This window comes from Antribacter soli (genome assembly GCF_021568775.1).
GTDB classification, from domain to species: domain Bacteria; phylum Actinomycetota; class Actinomycetes; order Actinomycetales; family Cellulomonadaceae; genus Antribacter; species Antribacter soli.
In genome coordinates, this window is sequence record NZ_JAKGSG010000018.1 from 1 (window position 1) to 22,226 (window position 22,226).

Sequence of the window (22,226 nt, forward strand, 5' to 3'; positions counted from 1 at the left end):
CCCGCCCCCCCCCCCCCGGCCCGCCCGCCCCCCCCCCCCCCCCGGCGGGGGGGGGGGGGCCCCCCCCCCCCCCCCCCGGAGCCCGCTCCCATGGTCCACCCACAGGCTCCACTGGTCCCCCTACAAGGAGGTAGCACGGCTATGTCTTCGGTCATCCGCTTGCGCCGCGGTGCAGCAGTGGTCTTCGTGATCGCGCTCGCGTCCGCACTCATGGCCTTCATCGCCCCCAAAGCGGCACACGCCGCCCAGCTGACGCAGGTCACGAACTTCGGGAACAACCCCGGCAACCTCCAGATGTACGTGTACGTGCCCGACAACGTCGGGCCGAAGCCGGCGATCGTGGTCGCCAACCACTTCTGCACCGGGTCCGCGTCGGCGATGTTCGACGCCACGCAGTTCGACGAGCTGGCCGGCCAGTACGGCTACATCGTCGTCTACCCGTCGGTGACCCGCGCGAGCAAGTGCTTCGACGTCGCGTCGCAGGCCTCGCTCTCGGGCACCGGTGGCGACTCGGTGAGCATCAAGTCGATGGTCGACTACGCACTCGCCAACTACGGTGCCGACCCGAACCGGATCTTCGCCACCGGAATCTCGTCGGGTTCGATGATGACCAACGTCCTGCTCGGGGTCTACCCCGAGGTGTTCAAGGCCGGTTCGTCCTACGCGGGCGTGCCCTTCACGTGCTTCGCGACCACGAACGGCTCGGAGTGGAACTCCGACTGCGCGACCGGCATGATCAACCGCACTCCGCAGCAGTGGGGCGACGCGGTCCGAGGCGCCAACCCCGGCTACTCAGGGCCCTGGCCGCGCATGCAGATCTGGCACGGCACCGAGGACGAGGCGCTGTACTACCCGAACTTCCAAGAGCAGATCGACCAGTGGACCAACGTCAACGCAACCGACCAGGTCGCGGAGTTCACCGACCACCCGCAGCCGAACTGGACCCGCACCCGCTACGGCTCCACCGGCGGCCAGGCCCTGGTCGAGGCGATCAGCATGGAGGGCGTCGACCACGGGCTGCCGCACTCGGCCGCCGAGACCCTGCGCTTCTTCGGCCTGACCGGCTCCGCGAGCAGCGGCCAGATAGTGGGCGCGGGCTCGAACCGCTGCGTGGACATTCCGGGTTCCGCGACCGCGAACGGGACGCAGGCGGTGCTCTGGGACTGCAACGGCGGCTCCAACCAGTCGTTCACCCGCACCGCTGCCGGCGAGCTCAAGGTCAACGGCAAGTGCCTCGATGCATACGGGTGGGGCACGGCCAACGGCACCAAGGCGGTGATCTGGGACTGCACGGGCGGCGCGAACCAGCGCTGGAACGTCAACGCGAACGGCACCATCACCAACACCTACAACGGGCTCTGCCTGGACGCCAACGGAGCCGCCACCGCCAACGGCACCCAGATCATCCTCTGGGCCTGCAGCGGCACACAGAACCAGCAGTGGACGCTCTCCTGACCTCGGGCCTTTATCGGTGAGGTTTCCGCGGGCCGGTTCGTGACCGCGAAAGGTGCCCCTGACCTGGGAAACACGGCTTGTCGAAGTCGTATCAGTCCAAAGGTCGGGGGCACCTTGCAGGTGAGGAAGTCTCACCGGGTTCTACCCGTGAGTGCTGCGGGGACTCTCGTCGTGGCGCGCGACGCGCACCGCTCAAAGGCGCCGTCGGCCGCCCTCGGGGCGTCGGGTGAGAACCTCGCTGAGGCGGTCAAGGGGTAGTTGCGTGCTAGTGCCCAATATGCATGCATCAGCATTGACATCGGATCACCAGCGGGACTACATTTCAGCGAACCGGTTCGCTGGCTCCAGGTCGCCCGATCGACCGATCACGGAGAACGGTGGCCGGAGCAGGTGCGCGGACCGATTCGATGAGGAGTCGCTGACATGAACATTGGCGAGATCGCCTGCCGGGCGGGGTGTCCCGCAGCACCGCGCACCCAGGGCGCACCGGTGGAGTCGACGTCGACGACACCATCCTGATCGGCCTTTGCGTGGTCGCGGTCCGGCACTGGGCTGAGGGCCACCACTGACCGCGGCTGAGTACCCGCGATCGAGATGGGCGCCGTAGCGGTCGAACCGCTGCTCGAACGCATCGCTGAACCCCGTCCCCGCCCCGGCACCAGCTGCTGGCCCCGCCCGATCGCACTGCGGGCCAGCACCGGACCGGCACCGCCGATCCGGTTCCTCCACCCCCCTCGCTGCACGCACCCTCAGGAGAGCGCACATGCACGGACCCAGGAAAAAGTCCCTCCTCGCGGCCGGGCTGGCCGCGGCCGTCGCAACCGTTCTGGTGCCGCTGGTGCCGGCGCAGGCCGCCGACACGAGCGTCACAGTGGATTTCTCGGTCGCCGGAGGTGCCCCCACCTACCGCGCCTCGGGCATGATCTACGGGCTGACTGTCGACGGGTCGCAGCCGCCGGACCACTTCTTCACCGACATCAAGTGGCACTTCGAGCGGGCCGGCGGCGCGCAGCTCAACGGTGGCGGCTACGCCACCAGCCTCGCCGAATACCAGACCCGCTGGAACGCCACCCTCGCCCAGTACAAGCGCACCAAGGCGCTCGGCGGAACCTTCGTCATCCTGCCGCACGACCTGTGGGGCGCCGACGGCACCACCAACACGGGCTTTCCCGGCGACAACGGGAACTGGACGCAGTTCGACAACTTCGTCAACCAGCTCATCTCCGACGTCAAGGCCAACAACATGACGGTGGAGTGGGACCTGTGGAACGAGCCAGACCTCGGCGGCTTCTGGGGCCGGTCCCAGAGCCAGTACCTGCAGATGTGGTCCCGCTTCCACGCCGCCGTGCGGGCTGACCTCCCCGGGCAGCTCATCGTCGGCCCCAGCATGGCCAACCCGCCCAACTCCTCCAACACCTGGTGGACCACCTACCTGAACCACGTCAAGGCCAACAACGTCGCCCCCGACATCTACAGCTGGCATGCCATCCCGCACGACCCCGTCCAGGCCGTCAGCGACGCCAACTCGACCATCGCCGCGGCGGGCCTGACCAACACCCGGCCATACCAGATCAACGAGTACGGCGGGCGGGAGCACCAGAACCCCGGTGGCGGCGGCTGGTTCATCAGCCGCCTGGAGCGGGCCGGCGCCGACGGCATGCGTGCCAACTGGGGATGGGGCCCCAACCTGCACGACTACGCGGCCAGCCTGCTCACGAAGGACAGCTCCGGCCAGTACCTGCCGCTCGGCGAGTGGTTCGTGTACCGCTACTACGGCTCTCAGACCGGAAACATCGTGAACCTCACGCCCGGTACGAACACCGACGGGGTGGCGACGAAGGACAACTCCGCGCGTAACGCGAAGATCCTGCTGGGCAGCAACGGCAACACCGGCAACGTCACCGTCAGCCTCAACCGCCTCGACACCACGTCGGTGGTGGAGAACAGCCGGGTGCGCGCGATCGTCCAGCGCATACCGTACAACGGCGGCGGCGCGGTGACGGGTCCGGTGACGGTCTCCGACCAGACCCTGACTGTCAGCGGCAACTCGGCTTCGGTGAGCGTGCCGTGGACGGATGCCGCGGACGGCTACACCGTCACGCTGCTGCCACCGAGCAACAGCACCATCCCCACCGTCGCGGTCGTGCAGCACAGCGGGCAGTGTCTGGACGACACCAACCTCAGCACCGCCGACGGCACGCAGTACCAGCAGTACCACTGCGAGGGCGGCTATCAGCAGATGCTCGACTTCAAGCCGGTCTCCGGCCGGACGAACACCTACACGATCGTCAACGAGTTCAGCGGCAAGTGCCTGGATGTCAACGGCGCCTCGACTGCCGATGGCGCAGCCGTCATCCAGTGGACCTGCAACGGCCAGACCAACCAGATGTTCACCTTGCAGGCGGTGAGCGCACTCGGCAGTAACCAGGACTTCCAGCTCGTCGCTGTCCACAGTGGAAAGTGCGTCGACGTCAACGGCGCGTCCACGGCGCCGCGCACGCCGATCATCCAATGGACGTGTGACGCACCGAGCGTACTCAGCACCAAGAAGAACCAGGTCTGGCGGCTGCTCGGCAAAGCGCCGTGAGCTGACGCTTCCGTAGGGGACCCCGTCGTGTGGGGGTGCAACGGAGGCACCAACCAGGGCTGGGTTCGACGCTGACGCAGCGGTCGATCCGCGGGTGCCGGGGGTAGCAACGCCCGGCACCCGCTACGGGCAGCACTCCGGTCAACCTGTGCATCGACTCGTGGCGCCGCCCAGGGCCACCGTCGTGGCCTCGGCTCCGAGCCGGATGTCCCGAAGACGTCGGCAGCCATGGTCAGCCATCGAGCGCGGAGGTGCTGTCCGTCATCATCGCCCGACGGCCATGTCAGTGACTGGTGCGAGACTTCAGGGTTGAGCGAACGTCCACCCGTCCCGACCGAAATCGTCCTGCGAGTCGCCGCCATCCTCGAGCGCCTCCCCGAGGCCCAGGTCCGGGCGGATGAGCTCTCAGTGCCTGAGCTCGCGGCCTGCCACAACGTGCTGCACGATCCGCCGTCGGCCGCCAAGCTCAGGAACGGACGGTACAAGGACCACGGAAGCACCAACGAGGCCCGGGCTCCTGGCGGAGCCCGGGCCTCGTGCTACCCGGTGCTACCCGGTCGCCGTCCGATGCCGGATGTCACCGGTGGGATCACCCGAACTCCTTGGCGACCTCCACGCGAGCCTCGTCCTGTGCCTTCGCGTTGGCCATGTCGACCTCGAGGACCTTCTCGAAGCCCAGGCCCTCGGCGGTCTCCTGCAGGCTGGCGAGCAGGCTCTCGAACTCCGCCTCGTCCTTGGCGAAGACCATCTTCCAGGAGTGCTCCACGATGGTGGCCTTGACCTGGTTGCGGATCGCCTCGATCTCCGCGTCGTCCGCCGGGATGGTGAAGCCCGCGCCCGGTGCCACGATGATCTGGTCGTTCTCCTTCAGGTAGTCCATGGTGGTCGTCGCGCCGCCCATGCGGGCGCTCCAGTCCTCCGTCAGCGGGTTGGCGGCGGTCGCCTGGTAGCTCGGCCAGGCCTTGTAGTTGTACGGCAGGCCCGTGTTCGGGTTGACCTCGTTGAACGCCAAGTTCGCCGCGTTGAGCGCCGAGCCGCCGTCCGCGTAGTCGCCGCCGCCCCACTCGGCCGGCACTTCCGCTCCGCCCCCGAGGTGGGCCTGCCGGCCGAACTCGGTCAGGACGGGCTCGCCGTCCACGATCTCCCACGTGAGGCCCTCCGGGCCCGCGAAGGTGGTCGCCGCGCCCTCCGGCGAGTAGAGCCAGTCGACGAACGCGGCGATGCGGGCCGGGTCCTCGGCGCTCGAGCCGATGCTGTAGGTCAGCCCCAGCCCGCCGCCGTACGGCGAGCCGCCGCTCGCGCTGATCTTCTGGTCCGCCATCGGCACGAGCATGAAGCCCTTGCCCTCGGCCGTGTTCTGGTCGGTGTTGTACGCCGACTGACCGAGCCACGGCCACCAGGACAGCAGCACCTGGCCGCCCTGGTACTTGGTGAACATCGTGTCCCAGTTCTGCGTGGTCGACTCAGGGTCGACGAGGCCCATCTGGTTCGCCTCGAAGAAGAACCGCAGGCCGCGCACGTAGGCCCCGTCGGAGTCGAGGGCGCTCTGGTAGTCAGACCCGTCCGCCTTGGCCAGGACGAATCCCACCTCCTCGTACCCGTAGACGTGCGCCCCCGGCTGCTTGCCCATCGTCATCATGTTGCCGTCCCAGTCCTTGAACAGCGAGATGCCGTACGTCGGCTTGCCGTTCTCGCCGGTCGGGTGCGCGTCCTGCATCGTCTTGAGGACAGGCAGGAGGTCCTCGAGCGTGCCGATCTCCGGGTAGCCGGCCTCGCCGTAGTAGTCCCAGCGCAGATAGGCGCCGAACGTCGGGTCGATGGGATCGGCCGGCTCCGTCGGGTTGAGCGAGGAGACCTCGGACGGGAACCCGTAGACGCCGTCCTTGCCCTCGTTGAGCCTCTGGACCGCCGGGTCGTACTGGGCCGCGTTCGTCATGGACTCGTAGTACGGGGACGCGTCCAGCACCAGGCCGCCCTCGACCAGCTCGTCGAGCTGCTTTCCCTTGCCGACGATGACGAGGTCGCCGAGGTCGCCACCCGCGACGCGGGTGTTGTAGAGCGTGTCGCCACCGCCCGCGACGTTCGGGGCGATGATGTTCAGCTCCATGTTGAACTTGTCCTTGACGATCTTGCCGAACCAGCCACCCTGGATACCCATGTAGTTGGCCGTGGCGCTGAAGACGTCGATGGTGATGGGATCTGCTTGCGACCAGTCCTGGTCGATCGAGGTGTTCGTCTCCTCGGGTCCGGACGCTGTGCACGCAGCGAGGGACATCGTCCCCAACAGCGGTGCCATCAGGAGGGCGATGGTCTTTCTGGTCTTCATTGACTCTCCTCTGTTGTTCTGTGTGGTTGTGTGTCAGCCCTTGACGGCGCCGAGCATGATGCCCTTCACGAAGAACCGCTGGAAGATCGGGTACACGAAGAGGATCGGCAGCACGACGATCACGGCGACCGTCAGGCGGATCGACGTCGGCGTCTGCGAGGTGGCGGCGGAGGCGAGCGCGCCGAGGTTGCTCTGAGCGTTCTGCGCCGCCGCTGCTAGGCTGCTCGCCTGGTTGATGTACGTATAGAGCACGTACTGAAGCGGATACAGCTTCTGGTCCGTGACGTACAGCAGGGTGTCCTGGAACGAGTTCCACTGGGCTACCGCGGTGAAGATCGCCACGGTGGCCAGGATGGGCGTGATGTTCGGGAAGATGATGCTGAAGAAGATGCGGATGGCGCCGGCGCCGTCGAGCTCGGCCGCCTCCTGGAGCGACTGCGGCAGCGACTCCACGTACGTCTTGACGAGGATGATGTTGAACGGCTGCACGATCGCCGGAAGGATGTACACCCAGAACGAGTTCGTCAGGCCCAGGCTCTTCATCGTCACGTAGACGGGGATGAGGCCGGCGTTGAAGTACATCGTGAAGATGACGAGCCGGTACCAGAGCGCACGCTTCCACATGCGCTCCTGCGTGAACATGAACCCGAGGAACGCGGACGCGAGCACCGTGGTCACCGTGCCGATCACGGTGCGGGCCACGGAGACGAGCGTGGCGCTCGCGAGGCCGCCGAGACCGAGGACCTGCGTGTAGTTCGACAGGTGGAAGCCGACCGGCCACAGGCGTACGTCGCCGAGCGCGCTGACGTCGTTCGCGCTGACCGAGTTGATGATGAGGTAGTAGAACGGGTAGCCGCACACCAGGGCGAAGATCGTGAACCCCACGTAGTTCCAGATCTCGAACGGCAGGTCGCCCCGGGTGCGTTGCAGGTGCGGGCCGCGTCGCCGGCGGCGGCTCCAGGGGTCTTGTGCGGTGCGCGCGCCCGCAGGGAGCGTCGACGGAGGCGTGGCCGTGGCGGCCGGCGTGGCAGGGGTCGTCCGGGTGGTCATGGTCCGCTCCCTAGATGATCGACGTCCCGCGAGCGCGCTTGGCGATCGCGTTGGCGGTCACGAGCAGCGCCACGGAGATGACGCTCTTGAGCATGCTGAGCGCGGTGCCGAGCGAGATGCTGTTCCCGGTGATGCCGACGTTGTAGACGTACAGGTCGAGCACTTGGATGTGCTCCTTGTTGAAGGCGTTCTGGAACACGTAGTACTGCTCCAGCCCGTTGTTGAGGAGGTTGGCGATGGAGAGCAGGAGCAGGACGATGTAGGTCGGCATCAGCTCCGGGAACGTGATGTGCCGCATGAGCTGGAAGCGGTTGGCGCCGTCGATCCGGGCCGACTCGTACAGCGTGGGGTCGATGCCGGCGATGGCGGCGAGATACAGGATCGCGCCCCAGCCCAGGCCCTTCCACAGGCTCCAGGCGAGCATCGTCAGCCAGACGTGCTGGTCGGAGTCCAGGAACTTGACCGGGATGGTGATCAGGCCCCAGTCGTGCAGCGTCGTGTTGACCAGGCCGCTCGTGGAGAACAGGGAGAACGCGATCATGTAGACGAGCACCCACGAGATGAAGTTCGGGAGCGTCGTGAGCGTCTGGACCATGTTGCGGAACCAGTTCGCCCGTACCTCGTTGAGGAAGATGGCGAAGACGACCGGCAGCAGCGACGTCGCGATGCCGAGGAAGCTCATGGCGAAGGTGTTCGCCATGACCTGCCCGATCTGCTCCAGCTGGGTGCGCGACGAGACGAGCATCTCGAACCACTGCAGACCGACGAACTCGCTGCGGCCGAGGCCGAGCGCGGGCTTGTAGTCGTACAGCGCCGTCACCCAGCCGATCAGCGGCAGGTAGGAGAACAGCAGCACCAGCACCAGGAACGGTGCGACCAGGAGGAACGCGGAGACGGAGACTCGTCGCGTCTCGCCCCGGACCAGTACCCGGCTACGTTGCAGGAGACCCACCTGTCACTCCCTCGTGAAGTCGCGGTCAGCGTTGAAACGCATTGAAGCGCTTCGACGCTGAATTGATACCACGGGGGAGCAGGTCAGGGCAATGCTCTGGTCAATGCCTGTCAGCGGGGCGCGGTGCTTCCTCGGTCGGTGAGCACTGGCGTGAGGAGCCTCGTCTCGGCCGGCTGGTCGCCGTCGAGCCGCGCCATCACCATGTCCACGGCCAGGCTCCCGATCGTCGCGGCGGGCAGGTCGATGGCCGTCATCGGCACCTGCTGGGCCAGGGCGACGTCCTCCGGGCAGAGGGCGAGCACGGAGACGTCGCCGGGCACCGCACGGCCGAGCTCGCGCAGGCGCGTGAGCACGTGCGGGAGCGCGCGCTCGTTGTGCACGAACAGCCCCGTCACGCCGGGGGCCGAGGCCAGCAGCTCGTCGACCACCTCCCGCGCGCCCGCCGGGGTGCTGGGACACGGCAGCACGTGCGCCGTCAGCCCGTGGGCACCGGCCGCCTCCCGGAAGCCCCGGGTCACGCGGTCGGCGTACGAGGTGTGCCGTTCGAGGACCTCGGGCGGCGCCCCGAGGAGCGCGACCTCCCGATGGGCGAGGCCGGCAAGGTGGTCGGCGGCCAGGCGCCCGGCGGCCTCGAAGTCGAGGTCGAGGCAGGACAGGCCGGACGCGTTGCGCGGCAGGCCGATGAGGACCGCCGGCTGGCGGGACCGGGTGAGGATCGGGACGCGCGCGTCGTCGGCCTCGACGTCCATGAGGACGAGCGCGTCGGCCATCGACCCGTCCGTGGCGCGCTCGAGGCCCACGAGATCCTCCTGCGTGAGCAGCAGCACGTCGTGCCCGTGCTCGCGCCCGCGGGTCACCACGCCCGCGACGAACTGCATGATGACGGACACGTCGACCCCAGAGCGCAGCGGCACCATCAGCCCGATCACCTCGCTGCGGGCCGAGGCGAGGGCGCGGGCGCCCGCGTGGGGTCGGTAGCCGAGCTCGGCCACGGCCTGCTCGACCCGGCGGCGGGTCGCGGCCGAGATCGGCCGCTTGCCAGAGAGGGCGTACGAGACCGTAGAGGTCGAGACTTTGGCCAGACGGGCGACGTCCTCGATGGTCGGCACAGGCGTACTCCTCAGGAGGTGGATGGATCCAGGACAACGGTATCCCCGGATGCGACGCGCGCCGTCGAGAGCCTCTGCGGAAGGCCCCTCGTACGGGCAATCGTCTTGTCAAAGGTTGGGTTCGCGTGGTTCCTGTCCACGCCTCAGTTGCCGCTGGACATCCTGCGGTTCTGAGTCCTACCCTGGCGAAGCGCTTCGACGGAAGCGTCGACGCGGAACTATGGAGGCGACGATGCCCGCACGGCCCACCGCGCCCACGGCGCGATCCGTGCCGACCGAGGGTGCCACCCGGGTCGCGGCACTGACCGCAGACCTCGGCATCCTGTACGGCGGCGACTACAACCCTGAGCAGTGGGACAGCGTTTTCTGGAAGGACGACGCCCGGCTCATGCAGGAGGCCGGGGTCAACCTGGTCACGGTGGGCGTGTTCTCCTGGGCCCGGTACGAGCCGCGTCCCGGCGTGCGGGACTTCGGCTGGCTCGAGGAAGTCCTCGACCTGCTGCACGACCACGGCGTCGCGGTCGACCTCGCGACCCCGACGGCGTCCCCGCCGGCCTGGTTGGGCGTGCTCCACCCCGACACGCTTCCCGTGGACGCCGACGGCGTGCGGCTCGTCGCCGGGTCGCGCAACCACTTCAGCCCGGCGTCGCGCGTGTACCGCGAGCACGCCCTGGCCATCACGTCCGACCTCGTCGAACGGTTCGCCCCGCACCCGGCGGTGCGGATGTGGCACGTCGGCAACGAGCTCGGCCAGGTCTGCTACGGCGATGAGTCGGCCGAGGCGTTCCGCACGTGGCTGCGCGCCCGCTACGGCACGGTCGATCGCCTCAACGAGGCGTGGGGCACGGCCTTCTGGTCGCAGCGGTACGACACGTTCGACGAGGTGCTCCCGCCGCGCCGCATGCCCTATCACGTCAACCCGACGCAGGCGCTCGACTTCCGCCGGTACACCTCCGACCTCCTGCTCGACCTGTACCGCGAGCAGCGCGACCTCATCCGGGTCGTCGACCCGCTCCGGCCGGTGACGACCAACCTCATGGGCTTCTTCCCGCATGCCGACTACTGGTCGTGGGCCGACGACGTCGACGTCGCGGCCGACGACGCGTACCCCGACCTGGCCGATCCGCACGCCCCGGCCGACGCCGCGCTCACGCAGGACCTGATGCGCTCGCTGCGCGGCGGCGAGCCGTGGATGCTGATGGAGTCCGCGACGAGCGCGGTCAGCTTTCGGACGCACAACCTGCCCCGGACGCCGGAGGCCTCGCGGCTCGGCTCGCTGCAGGCCGTCGCCCGCGGCGCAGACGGCGTGTGCTTCTTCCAGTGGCGGGCCTCCCGTGCGGGCGCGGAACGGTTCCACTCCGCGATGCTGCCGCATGCCGGCCCGGACACGCGCGTGCACGGGGCGGTGCGGCGCCTCGGCGCGGACCTGCGCACGCTGCGACCCGTCGTGGGCGGTCGGGTCACGGCCCGGGTCGCCGCCCTGTGGGACTGGCCGTCCTGGTGGGCCACGAGCGGCCCCGCCCTGCCGACGGACCGGCTCGACGCGCTCGCTCAGCTGCGCGCCTGGTACCGCCCCCTGTGGGAGGACGGCGTCGCCGTCGACATCGCCCGCCCGGGCGCGGACCTGACGGGGTACGACGTCGTCCTGGTGCCGCACCTGAGCCTGCTCTCGCCCGACGCTGCCGGCGTGCTCGCCGCCGCCGTGCACCAGGGCGCCACGCTCGTGGTGGGGCCGTTCAGCGGCGTGCTCGACGAGGACGCCCACGTGGTGACCGGCCGGGCGCCCGCCCTGCTGCGCGAGGTGCTCGGCGTGAGCGGCGAGGAGTGGGCCCCGCTGCCCGACGGCGGCGTCGAGCTCGTGCCCGGCCCCGGAGCGCTCGACCCGGCCCTTCCTCCCGAGGCGTGGCACGCCGGCGTGCTCGGCGAGCTGGTGCGCGCCGAGGGTGCGGAGGTGCTGGCGACGTTCGCCGAGGGCCACCTGGCCGGCGCGCCCGCGCTGACCCGCCACGCCGTCGGGCCAGGCACCGCCTGGTACGTGGGCACGGTGCCGTCCGAGGACCTGCTCGCGGCCGTGCTGCGCGCGGCCGTCGCGGAAGCGGGCGTCGAGCCCGTGCTGCCGGGCCTGCACGGCACCGGTGTCGAGGCGGTGCGGCGCGGGGGCGCGCTGTTCCTGATCAACCACGCCGGCACGCCCGCCAAGGTGGCCGTGCCCGGAACCCACACCGACCTGCTCACGGGTGCCCGCGTCGACGACGAGGCGGAGCTGGACCCGTGGGGCGCCGTCGTCCTTATGGAGAGGAACGCATGAAGTTCACGGATGGCTACTGGCAGCTCCTGCCCGGCGTGTCGGTGCTGCGGCCGCGCTGGGTGGACGGCGCCGTGGCGGAGGGCGACCGGCTGGTCGTGCACGCACCCACGGTGCCGGTCCACGACCGGGGCGACACGCTGAACCGCCCGCTCGTCACGGTGACGTTCGACGCGCCCGCGGACGACGTGATCGGCGTGCGCATCGAGCACCACAAGGGTCGTCGCGACCCGGGGCCGCACTTCGAGGTCAACCGGCAGGCGGGCGACGTCAAGGTCGTCGCGCCGGGCCCGGGCGACACGTCGGCGTCGATCACGTCCGGCGGCCTGACCGCCCGCGTGTCCGTGTCGGAGCCGTGGCGTGTCGACTTCGAGGCTGACGGGCGCGTGCTCACGTCGTCGACCGACCGGAGCGTCGGCGTCGCGACCACACGCCAGGGCACGTTCGTCCACGAGCAGCTCACGCTCGACGTCGGCGAGCACGTGTACGGGCTGGGGGAGCGGTTCGGCGCGTTCGTCAAGAACGGGCAGAGCATCGACGTCTGGAACGAGGACGGCGGCACGGCGAGCGACCAGGCCTACAAGAACGTGCCGTTCTACCTGACCGACCGCGGGTACGGCGTGTTCGTGGCGCACCCCGAGCGGGTGTCGTTCGAGGTCGGCACGGAGGTGGCGTCCCGGACCCAGTTCTCCGTGGCCGGCGAGCACCTGCAGTACTACGTGATCCACGGGCCGACGCCCGCGGAGATCCTGCGCCGCTACACCGCACTTACCGGGCGGGCACCGCAGGTCCCTGCTTGGTCGTACGGGCTGTGGCTGTCGACGTCGTTCACGACGGACTACGACGAGGCGACCGTGACCTCGTTCGTGGACGGCATGGCCGAGCGCGGCATCCCGCTGAGCGTCTTCCATTTCGACTGCTTCTGGATGCGACAGTTCCACTGGTGCGACTTCGTGTGGGACCCGGCCACGTTCCCCGACCCGGAGGGCATGCTCGGACGCCTGCACGAGCGGGGCCTGCGCGTGAGCGCCTGGATCAACCCGTACATCGCGCAGCGCTCGCACCTGTTCGACGAGGGCGCGCGCCTGGGCTACCTGGTGCGCACGCCGTCCGGCGACGTGTGGCAGTGGGACATGTGGCAGGCCGGCATGGGCCTGGTGGACTTCACCAACCCCGACGCGACCGCGTGGTACCAGGAGAAGCTGCGCGGGCTGCTGCGGCAGGGCGTGGACTGCTTCAAGACGGACTTCGGCGAGCGCATCCCCACGGACGTGGTGTGGCACGACGGCTCCGACCCGCAGAGCATGCACAACTACTACGCCCACCTCTACAACCGCGCGGTGTTCGAGGTGCTCGAGGCCGAGCGCGGGCAGGGCGAAGCGGTCGTGTTCGCACGCTCCGCGACGGCAGGCACGCAGCAGTTCCCGGTGCACTGGGGCGGCGACTGCGAGTCGACCTACGTCGCGATGGCCGAGTCCCTGCGCGGCGGCCTGTCGCTGGCGCTGTCCGGCTTCGCGTACTGGAGCCACGACATCGGAGGGTTCGAGGGCACGCCCGACCCGGCACTGTTCAAGCGGTGGGTCGCGTTCGGAATGCTGTCGTCGCACTCGCGCCTGCACGGCTCGAGCTCCTATCGCGTGCCGTGGGCGTTCGACGAGGAGGCGGTGGACGTGACGCGCGCGTTCACCCGGCTCAAGATGCGCCTCATGCCCTACCTCGGCCGGCTCGCCGAGGAGGCCACGGAGCAGGGCCTGCCGGTCATGCGGCCGATGGTCCTCGAGTTCCCCGGCGACCGCACGGCGGCGACGGTGGACACCCAGTACCTGCTCGGTGACGCGCTGCTCGTCGCGCCTGTCTTCCAGGCCGACGGGCGCGTGGAGTACTACGTCCCGGAGGGCACCTGGACGCGCCTGCTGCCGGGCGCCGGCCTGCCGCGGACCGTGTCCGGCCCGCGGTGGGTGACCGAGGAGCACGGCTTCGACACGCTGCCGCTGCTCGTCCGGCCGGGCACCGTCCTGCCGGTGGGCGGCCGGGACGACCAGCCGGACTACGCCTGGGCGGACGGGGTCACGCTGCGGCTGTTCGAGCTGGCGGACGGGCACGACGAGGTCGTGACGGTGCCCGCCGGGGAGGGCTCGGCGGCGACGTTCAGGGTCCGTCGGTCCGGCGACCAGGTGCACGTCACGTCTGACGACGCCCCGGGCGACTGGGCCGTCGAGGCCGGCGACCAGGTGGTACGTGCGCAAGGTCCAGCCGAGGTCGCCGTGTCGGTGTCCCGCACTAACCTGACGGCATGAGCACAACACGCACCTTCCCCGACGGATTCGTCTGGGGCTCGGCCACCGCGTCGTACCAGATCGAGGGCGCCGCCACGGAGGGCGGGCGCGGGCCGTCGATCTGGGACACGTTCTCCCATACCCCGGGCAAGACGCTGAACGGGGACACGGGCGACGTCGCCGATGACCACTACCACCGGTGGCAGGAGGACGTCGCGCACATCAAGAACCTCGGGCTCGGCGCGTACCGGTTCTCCATCGCGTGGCCGCGCGTGCAGCCGGGCGGCAGCGGCGAGTTCAACGAGGAGGGCATCGCCTTCTACTCGAGGCTCGTGGACGCGCTGATCGAGGCGGGCGTGAAGCCGGTCGTCACGCTCTACCACTGGGACCTGCCGCAGGAGCTCGAGGACGCGGGCGGCTGGGCCAACCGTGAGACGGCCTACGCCTTCGCACGGTACGCCCGCCGCATGGCGCAGGAGCTGGGCGGCCGCATCGACACGTGGACCACGCTGAACGAGCCCTGGTGCTCGGCCTTCCTTGGCTACGCGTCGGGCGTGCACGCACCGGGCATCGTGGACGCGGTGGCGGCGCTGAAGGCGGTGCACCACCTCAACCTCGCGCACGGCCTGGCGGCACAGGAGATCCGGGACGTGCTGGGCGAGGCGGCGAAGGTGTCGCTCACGCTCAACCTGCACGTCTTCCGCCCGGACGACCCGTCGTCGGCGTCGGACCTCGACGCCGTCCGCAAGGCCGACGAGATCGCCAACCGGACGTTCCTCGGCCCGGTGCTCGAGGGTGCCTACCCGGCGGACCTGATCGCGCGCACGAGCGGCCTGACCGACTGGTCCTTCGTGCAGCACGGCGACCTGGAGATCACGAACCAGCCGCTCGACGTGCTCGGCGTGAACTACTACTCGACGGCGCGCGTGCGCACCTACGCGGGCGCGGGAGAGCGTCAGCAGGCGGACGGCCACAAGGACTCCGAGGGCTCGCCATGGATCGGCGCGGACGACGTCGAGTTCGTGCCGCAGCCCGGCCCGTACACCGCCATGGGCTGGAACATCGAGCCGGCCGGGCTGACGGACCTGCTGCTGTCGCTGCACGAGACCTACCCGGACCAGCCGCTCATGATCACGGAGAACGGCGCCGCGTTCGACGACGTCGTGTCCGACGACGGCCGCGTGCACGACGACCGCCGCGTGGCGTACCTCCGCGATCATGTGGAGGCGCTCGGCCAGGCCCGCGACAAGGGCGTGGACGTGCGCGGCTACTTCGCGTGGTCGCTCCTCGACAACTTCGAGTGGGCCTACGGCTACGACCGCCGGTTCGGCATCATCCGGGTGGACTACGACACGCAGATGCGCACCTGGAAGGACTCCGCGTACTGGTACCGGAAGCTGGCCACGACGGGCACGCTCCCGGCCGTCACGGACGTCGAGCCGTAGTGGCCGGGCCCGTGCTCGCCGGGGGGCGGCTCGGCGGGCCGGGCCAGGGCACGCCTCTCGCCCCCGCCACCGTGGACGCCCTTGCCGCGCACCTGGACGGGATGCGGCGCGGGGCGCGGGTGCCGGCCCTGTCGGCGGCCGTCGGCCGCGCGGGGCGGGTCGCGTGGGCTGCGGTGTCCGGCGGCCCGACGCCGGAGCTCTCGTTCCGCATCGGGTCGATCACCAAGCCGATGGTCGCCGTGGCGGTCCTGCGGCTCGTCGAGGCGGGCCGGGTGGCACTGTCCGACCCGGTCGGCCGGCACCTGCCGGACGCCCCGGTCCCCGGGGCGACGCTCCGGCACCTGCTGAGCCACACGAGCGGGCTCCCGGCGGAGCCCGCCGGCCCGTGGTGGGAGCGGCACGGGTACGGGAGCTGGGCGGACCTGGTCGCCGCTGACCTGCCCGCGCTCTGGGAGCCGGGGGACCGGTACCACTACTCGAACGTCGGCTTCGCGGTGCTCGGCCGGCTCGTCGAGGAGCTGCTCGGGCGTCCGTGGGACGAGGTGCTGCGCGAGGAGCTGTGGGAGCCGCTCGGCATGCGCTCGACGGGGCGCGTGCCCGCGGGTCCCGCCGCTGCCGGCTTCGCCGTCCACCCGCACGCCGACCTCGTGCACGCCGAGCCCGTCGCCCCGTACGGTGCGATGGGCCCGGCCGGCGAGGTGTGGTCGACGCCCTCGGACCTCGTACGGTTCGGCCTCTGGCTCGTGGGCGCGGGACCGGTCGACCTCGCGCCGGCCGTGGCCGACGCCGTCCTGTCGGTCGCCACCCGCCGCTCGATGGCCGTGCCGCGCGTCGTGGTCGACGACGCAGGGCCGGCGGGCGGTCCCTGGACCACCGCGCACGGGCTGGGGGCGCGCGTGCGCCAGGACGGGGCCCTGCGCACCGTCGGCCACTCGGGTTCGGTGCCAGGCTTCACGGCCGACCTGCGGGCCGACGTGGTGACCGGGGACGTCGTCGCCGTCTGCGGCAGCTCGACCGGGGGCTTCGGCGACGGCGCGGGCCTGCTCGCGGTGCTGCAGGAGCACGAGGCGCCCCAGCCGCTGCCGGTGCCCGGGCCGGGGACCGACCCGGCGCTCGCGGCCGAGCTGACCGGCACCTGGTACTGGGGTCCGAGCCCGTACACGCTGTCGTTCGACTCCGGCGGCCGGATCGTCCTGCGCTCGCAGTCGGAGACCGGGCGGGGCTCGGTCTTCGACCGGGTGACCGGCGCCGGCTGGGTCGGCGTGGAGGGTGGCTACTGGCTGGGCGAGCGGCTGCGCCAGGACGTCCGGGACGGTCGCACGGCGGCCCTCGACGTCGGCACGTTCCACCTCACGAGGTCGCCCTACGACCCCGCGACACGCGTGCCGGGCGGGCTCGACGGGACCGGCTGGAGGGCGCTACCCTCTGCTCCCTGAGCGCACGCCTGAGAGTGGCAACCACAACATCTCGTAGGCGAGCGCGTGTCAGACACTAGGTGTAGTGTTTGAAGCAGCGGGGCCACCAGGCTTCCGCGCGAACCACATCGGTGTAGTTACACCACCGTTTTTCGAGGTCAGACAGGGGAGGCCGCCATGAGCGTCACGGTCTACAGCAAGCCGGCATGCGTCCAGTGCGACGCGACCTACCGTGCACTGGACCGCAAGGGCGTCCAGTACACGGTCGTCGACATCACGCAGGACGCCGCCGCGCTCGAGATGGTCCGCGGCCTCGGTTACCTCCAGGCTCCGGTCGTGGTCGCCGGCGAGACGCACTGGTCCGGCTTCCGCCCCGACCAGATCAGCGCTCTCGCCGCCGTGGTCGCGACGGCCTGACATCACCGGCGCCGCAAGGCGCCACCCGCCGTCGGTCGCGCCGCAGGCGCGCGCAGCCGCCGGCCGGCAGCGTTCCCGGTAGTTCCTGGCAGGTGAGGAGGTCGGACATGGGATCTCTCGTCTACTTCTCCAGCGTCTCCGAGAACACCCATCGGTTCGTGCAGCGGCTCGGGCTCGAGGAGCTCGGGATCTCGGTGCACCGGATACCGCTGCGGCCGGCCGACGGCTTCCTCCGGGTGGACGAGCCCTACGTCCTCATGGTCCCCACCTACGGAGGGGGCAACGAGGGCGGGGCCGTCCCCCGGCAGGTGAGGAAGTTCCTCAACGACGAGCACAACCGGTCGTTCGTCCGTGGCGTCATCGCCGCGGGGAACACCAACTTCGGAGCGGCGTACTGCATCGCCGGGAACATCGTCGCTACCAAGTGCCATGTTCCCTACCTGTACGCCTTCGAGCTCCTGGGCACAGCGGAGGACGTCACACGCGTCCGCGAAGGATTGGGACGATTTTGGCAACGACAGTCATCGACGAAGGCACCGGCGCAGCTCTCGGCGTGACGGAGGTCCGGCTGCCCACGCTGCAGCTCGACTACCACGCGCTCAACGCGATGCTGAACCTGTACGGCGCGGACGGCAAGATCCAGTTCGACAAGGATCGCGAGGCCGCCCGCCAGTACTTCCTGCAGCACGTGAACCAGAACACGGTCACCTTCGAGTCGCTCGACGCGAAGCTGGACCACCTCGTCGAGAACAAGTACTACGACCCGGCGGTGCTGGCCAAGTACGACCGCGCCTTCGTGAAGGAGCTGTTCCAGCTCGCGTACTCGAAGGACTTCCGCTTCGACACGTTCCTGGGCGCGTTCAAGTACTACACGTCGTACACGCTGAAGACGTTCGACGGGAAGAAGTACCTGGAGCGCTTCGAGGACCGCGTGTCGATGGTGGCGCTCGGACTGGCGGACGGCGACGAGCAGACCGCCCGTGACATCGTCGAGGAGGTCGTCTCCGGCCGGTTCCAGCCCGCGACGCCCACGTTCCTCAACGTCGGCAAGGCGCAGCGCGGCGAGCCCGTGTCCTGCTTCCTGCTGCGCATCGAGGACAACATGGAGTCGATCGCGCGCGGCATCAACTCGGCGCTGCAGCTCTCGAAGCGCGGCGGCGGCGTCGCTCTGCTGCTGAGCAACATCCGCGAGCACGGCGCGCCGATCAAGCACATCGAGAACCAGTCGTCGGGCGTCATCCCCGTGATGAAGCTGCTGGAGGACTCGTTCTCGTACGCGAACCAGCTCGGCGCGCGCCAGGGCGCCGGTGCGGTGTACCTGCACGCGCACCACCCGGACATCCTGCGGTTCCTCGACACCAAGCGTGAGAACGCCGACGAGAAGATCCGCATCAAGACGCTCTCGCTGGGCGTCGTGATCCCGGACGTCACGTTCGAGCTCGCCAAGAAGAACGCTGACATGCACCTGTTCTCTCCGTACGACGTAGAGCGCGTGTACGGGGTGCCGTTCGCGGACATCAGCATCACGGAGAAGTACGACGAGCTCGTCGCGGACGACCGCATCCGCAAGACGACCATCAAGGCGCGCGACTTCTTCCAGACGCTGGCGGAGCTGCAGTTCGAGTCGGGCTACCCGTACGTCATGTTCGAGGACACGGTGAACCGGGCGAACCCGATCGAGGGCCGCATCACCCACTCGAACCTGTGCTCGGAGATCCTCCAGGTCTCGACGCCGTCCACGTTCAACGAGGACCTGTCCTACTCGACCGTCGGCCGCGACATCTCCTGCAACCTCGGCTCGCTGAACATTGCGCGCACGATGGACTCGCCGGACTTCGCGAAGACGATCGACACCGCGATCCGGGCCCTCACCGCCGTGAGCGACCAGACGAGCATCGAGTCGGTGCCGTCGGTGAAGCTGGCGAACGAGATGGGTCACGCGATCGGCCTCGGCCAGATGAACCTGCACGGCTACCTCGCCCGCGAGCGGGTCTTCTACGGGTCGCAGGAGGGCGTCGACTTCACGAACATCTACTTCTACACGGTCGCGTTCCACGCGATCGCGGCGTCCAACCGCCTCGCGATCGAGCGGGGCCGGGCGTTCGGCGGGTTCGAGAAGTCCACGTACGCGAGCGGCGAGTACTTCGACAAGTACACCGACCAGGTGTGGGAGCCGGAGACGGACCGCGTGAAGGAGCTCTTCGCCGACGCGGGCGTGCGGATCCCGACGCAGGAGGACTGGAAGCAGCTCAAGGCCTCGGTCATGGAGCACGGCATCTACAACCAGAACCTGCAGGCCGTGCCGCCCACGGGCTCGATCAGCTACATCAACAACTCCACCTCGTCGATCCACCCGGTGCCGGCGAAGGTCGAGATCCGCAAGGAAGGCAAGATCGGCCGCGTCTACTACCCGGCGCCGTACATGACGAACGAGAACCTGGAGTACTACCAGGACGCGTACGAGATCGGGTACGAGAAGATCATCGACACGTACGCCGCGGCGACGCAGCACGTGGACCAGGGCCTGTCCCTGACGCTGTTCTTCCCGGACACGGTGACCACCCGCGACGTCAACAAGGCGCAGATCTACGCCTGGCGCAAGGGCATCAAGACCCTGTACTACATCCGCCTGCGCCAGATGGCGCTGGAGGGCACCGAGGTCGAGAACTGCGTGAGCTGCATGCTCTGATCCAGCCTCGCGACAGGCAGTCCATCCAGCACCGCCTCGGCGGCCGCCTCACCCAGTTCGTCGCCCCGGTGCCGGGGTAGGAGAAGAGAAATGTCACCCACCGGAAAGCTCAAGCTCATCGACCGCGTGTCGGCGATCAACTGGAACCGACTCGAGGACGAGAAGGACCTCGAGGTCTGGGACCGCCTCGTCGGCAACTTCTGGCTGCCCGAGAAGGTCCCGGTGTCCAACGACATCCAGTCGTGGGCGACCCTCTCGCCGGCCGAGAAGCTCATGACGACGCGCGTGTTCACGGGCCTGACGCTGCTGGACACGATCCAGGGCACGGTCGGCGCCGTCAGCCTCATCCCCGACGCGCTGACGCCGCACGAGGAGGCCGTCTACACGAACATCGCGTTCATGGAGTCGGTGCACGCCAAGAGCTACTCGTCGATCTTCTCGACCTTGATCTCCAGCAAGGAGATCGATGAGGCGTTCGCGTGGTCCGAGGCGAACCCGAACCTGCAGCGCAAGGCCGAGATCGTCCTGGAGTACTACCGGGGCGACGACCCGCTCAAGCGCAAGGTCGCCTCGACGATGCTCGAGTCGTTCCTGTTCTACTCGGGCTTCTACGCACCGATGTACTGGTCGAGCCGGGCGAAGCTCACCAACACGGCCGACCTGATCCGCCTCATCATCCGCGACGAGGCCGTGCACGGGTACTACATCGGCTACAAGTTCCAGAAGGGCCTCGCGCAGGTCACGCAGGCCGAGCAGGACGACCTCAAGGCGTACACGTTCGACCTGCTCTTCGAGCTGTACGAGAACGAGGTCGAGTACACCGAGGCGCTCTACGGCGAGCTGGGGCTCACCGAGGACGTCAAGGCGTTCCTGCGGTACAACGCCAACAAGGCCCTGATGAACCTGGGCTACGAGGCGCTGTTCCCCAAGGAGGACACGGACGTCAACCCGGCGATCCTCGCAGCCCTCTCGCCGAACGCGGACGAGAACCACGACTTCTTCTCGGGGTCGGGGTCGTCGTACGTCATCGGCAAGGCCGTCGAGACGGAAGACGACGACTGGGACTTCTGATACTCGTCAGAGCCCGGTAGCCGGAAGGGGCTGACCAGAGGCCCGGAATCGCGGAAACTCGCGGCTCCGGGCCTCTTGCGTGCCGACATCCTCAAGACACAGGAGGTCGGAGATGGACAGGAGTTGTCGTTCGGTGGGGCACGCCGGGGGCACGCGCACACCTTCACGACGAGCGCGAGGCGCGCTGCGACCCGATCTTGGGTCAGGGGTGGTGTCGAGGTCGTGCCCCTTCGTCCCCACGCGGGGTCGCGAAGGGCTCAGGAACCGCGGAGTTCTGCGGACCTCGCCGGTCGTGCCCGGTCAGGGGCACGGAGGGGCACGACGGTCCACGAGGGGCCCGCCGTGTCCACGGGAGGTCGCGATGAGCAGCGTCGGCGCTCGCCCACCCGATCACGAGCCGCACTGGCCGCCCTGGACTGCACGCGGCTAGGCCCCGGATCGGCACCGCCGATCGCCAAAGTGCCCAAAGGTCGAACAGTAGCTGGCCGCGCTATTGTGGCTGCAAGGGAATCGCAAGGTCCGCCTCCGTGAATGGAGATCGCCATGACGACCTCACATGCGACCGCAATCGCCGAGCTGGCCGAGCATCTCAAGCCGGTGCTCGAGGAAAGCCCCGACGGCGTGTATCTCTGGCTCGACGAGCAGAACAAGGTCTGCAACCAGCGGCTCGCCAAGATGTTCGGATACGACGTCGACGAATGGGAGGCGATTGACGACTTCGCGAGTACGCTCATCGCCGATGAAAGCCGTGCCCAGTACGTCTGGAACTATCAGAACCATGTGGGCCGTCTCCAGTATCCGGTGACGTTCCGCTTCCGCGGCAAGCGCAAGGACGGATCGACCTTCGCCGCGGAGACCGACATGATCCCGCTGACCTACCGGGGACACGTGGTGGCGTATCACTTCGTCCGTCGGGTCGGCGAATAGGGGCGAGGCGGTGATCGGGCGCCATGTCGCCGCGTCCTTCTGGTCGGAAGGACACAGCCGCTGAGCCTCGTGTCTCGGGTCGTCACGCCCATCCACCGCGACGTCCGCCGACAGGACCCGCCACTGGGCGCCCGCGAGCCTCATGCGCCGTCCCCATCGGCATGGCGGCCGCCGTCGGCCCGCGCAACATCGCCTCGCAGCA

Annotated in this window: 15 protein-coding genes; 11 read left to right on the forward strand and 4 right to left on the reverse strand. The window is 69.1% G+C overall.

Annotation, left to right across the window (positions count from 1 at the left end; genetic code table 11):
- Nucleotides 1-141 precede the first annotated feature (141 nt).
- Both L1785_RS04295 and L1785_RS04300 read left to right on the forward strand, forming a co-directional pair.
- On the forward strand, nt 142-1,455 hold the full coding sequence (locus tag L1785_RS04295) for an extracellular catalytic domain type 1 short-chain-length polyhydroxyalkanoate depolymerase (RefSeq protein WP_236087907.1): 1,314 nt from the start codon (nt 142-144) through the stop codon (nt 1,453-1,455).
- 763 nt (nt 1,456-2,218) lie between these two features.
- Entirely contained in the window at nt 2,219-4,042 is a 1,824-nt protein-coding gene (locus tag L1785_RS04300) for an RICIN domain-containing protein (RefSeq protein WP_236087908.1), read from the forward strand.
- Between the two features lie 589 nt (nt 4,043-4,631).
- Here L1785_RS04300 and L1785_RS04305 read toward each other — a convergent pair.
- From L1785_RS04305 to L1785_RS04320, 4 genes are all read right to left on the reverse strand, one after another.
- Entirely contained in the window at nt 4,632-6,368 is a 1,737-nt protein-coding gene (locus tag L1785_RS04305) for a type 2 periplasmic-binding domain-containing protein (RefSeq protein WP_236087909.1), read from the reverse strand.
- Nucleotides 6,369-6,401: 33 nt separating this feature from the next.
- Entirely contained in the window at nt 6,402-7,418 is a 1,017-nt protein-coding gene (locus tag L1785_RS04310) for a carbohydrate ABC transporter permease (RefSeq protein WP_236087910.1), read from the reverse strand.
- A gap of 10 nt (nt 7,419-7,428) precedes the next feature.
- On the reverse strand, nt 7,429-8,370 hold the full coding sequence (locus tag L1785_RS04315) for an ABC transporter permease subunit (RefSeq protein ID WP_236087911.1): 942 nt from the start codon (nt 8,368-8,370) through the stop codon (nt 7,429-7,431).
- Nucleotides 8,371-8,480: 110 nt separating this feature from the next.
- Entirely contained in the window at nt 8,481-9,479 is a 999-nt protein-coding gene (locus L1785_RS04320) for a LacI family DNA-binding transcriptional regulator (protein ID WP_236087912.1), read from the reverse strand.
- A 232-nt stretch (nt 9,480-9,711) separates the two neighbouring features.
- On the opposite strand from L1785_RS04320, the gene L1785_RS04325 reads away from it, so the two are divergent.
- The 9 genes from L1785_RS04325 (at nt 9,712) to L1785_RS04365 (ending at nt 22,024) form a co-directional block, all read left to right on the forward strand.
- Nucleotides 9,712-11,787, forward strand: coding sequence for a beta-galactosidase (locus tag L1785_RS04325; protein WP_236087913.1), 2,076 nt, complete (start codon nt 9,712-9,714; stop codon nt 11,785-11,787).
- Nucleotides 11,784-14,081, forward strand: coding sequence for an alpha-xylosidase (yicI, locus tag L1785_RS04330; protein ID WP_236087914.1), 2,298 nt, complete (start codon nt 11,784-11,786; stop codon nt 14,079-14,081). The genes L1785_RS04325 and yicI overlap by 4 nt, the downstream gene beginning before the upstream one ends.
- Nucleotides 14,078-15,505, forward strand: a complete 1,428-nt coding sequence (locus tag L1785_RS04335; protein WP_236087916.1) for a GH1 family beta-glucosidase — start codon at nt 14,078-14,080, stop codon at nt 15,503-15,505. Before yicI ends, L1785_RS04335 begins: the two co-directional genes overlap by 4 nt.
- Complete coding sequence (locus L1785_RS04340) at nt 15,505-16,941, forward strand: serine hydrolase domain-containing protein (RefSeq protein WP_236087917.1); 1,437 nt, start codon at nt 15,505-15,507, stop codon at nt 16,939-16,941. Before L1785_RS04335 ends, L1785_RS04340 begins: the two co-directional genes overlap by 1 nt.
- 156 nt (nt 16,942-17,097) lie before the next feature.
- On the forward strand, nt 17,098-17,337 hold the full coding sequence (nrdH, locus tag L1785_RS04345; protein WP_236087918.1) for a glutaredoxin-like protein NrdH: 240 nt from the start codon (nt 17,098-17,100) through the stop codon (nt 17,335-17,337).
- A gap of 107 nt (nt 17,338-17,444) precedes the next feature.
- A complete protein-coding gene (nrdI, locus tag L1785_RS04350) occupies nt 17,445-17,894 on the forward strand; it encodes a class Ib ribonucleoside-diphosphate reductase assembly flavoprotein NrdI (RefSeq protein WP_236087920.1) in 450 nt (149 codons plus the stop codon).
- Nucleotides 17,891-20,026, forward strand: coding sequence for a class 1b ribonucleoside-diphosphate reductase subunit alpha (nrdE, locus tag L1785_RS04355; protein ID WP_308113256.1), 2,136 nt, complete (start codon nt 17,891-17,893; stop codon nt 20,024-20,026). The genes nrdI and nrdE overlap by 4 nt, the downstream gene beginning before the upstream one ends.
- A gap of 90 nt (nt 20,027-20,116) precedes the next feature.
- Nucleotides 20,117-21,097, forward strand: coding sequence for a class 1b ribonucleoside-diphosphate reductase subunit beta (gene nrdF, locus L1785_RS04360; protein ID WP_236087922.1), 981 nt, complete (start codon nt 20,117-20,119; stop codon nt 21,095-21,097).
- Between the two features lie 543 nt (nt 21,098-21,640).
- A complete protein-coding gene (locus L1785_RS04365) occupies nt 21,641-22,024 on the forward strand; it encodes a PAS domain S-box protein (protein WP_236087923.1) in 384 nt (127 codons plus the stop codon).
- Nucleotides 22,025-22,226: the final 202 nt, after the last annotated feature.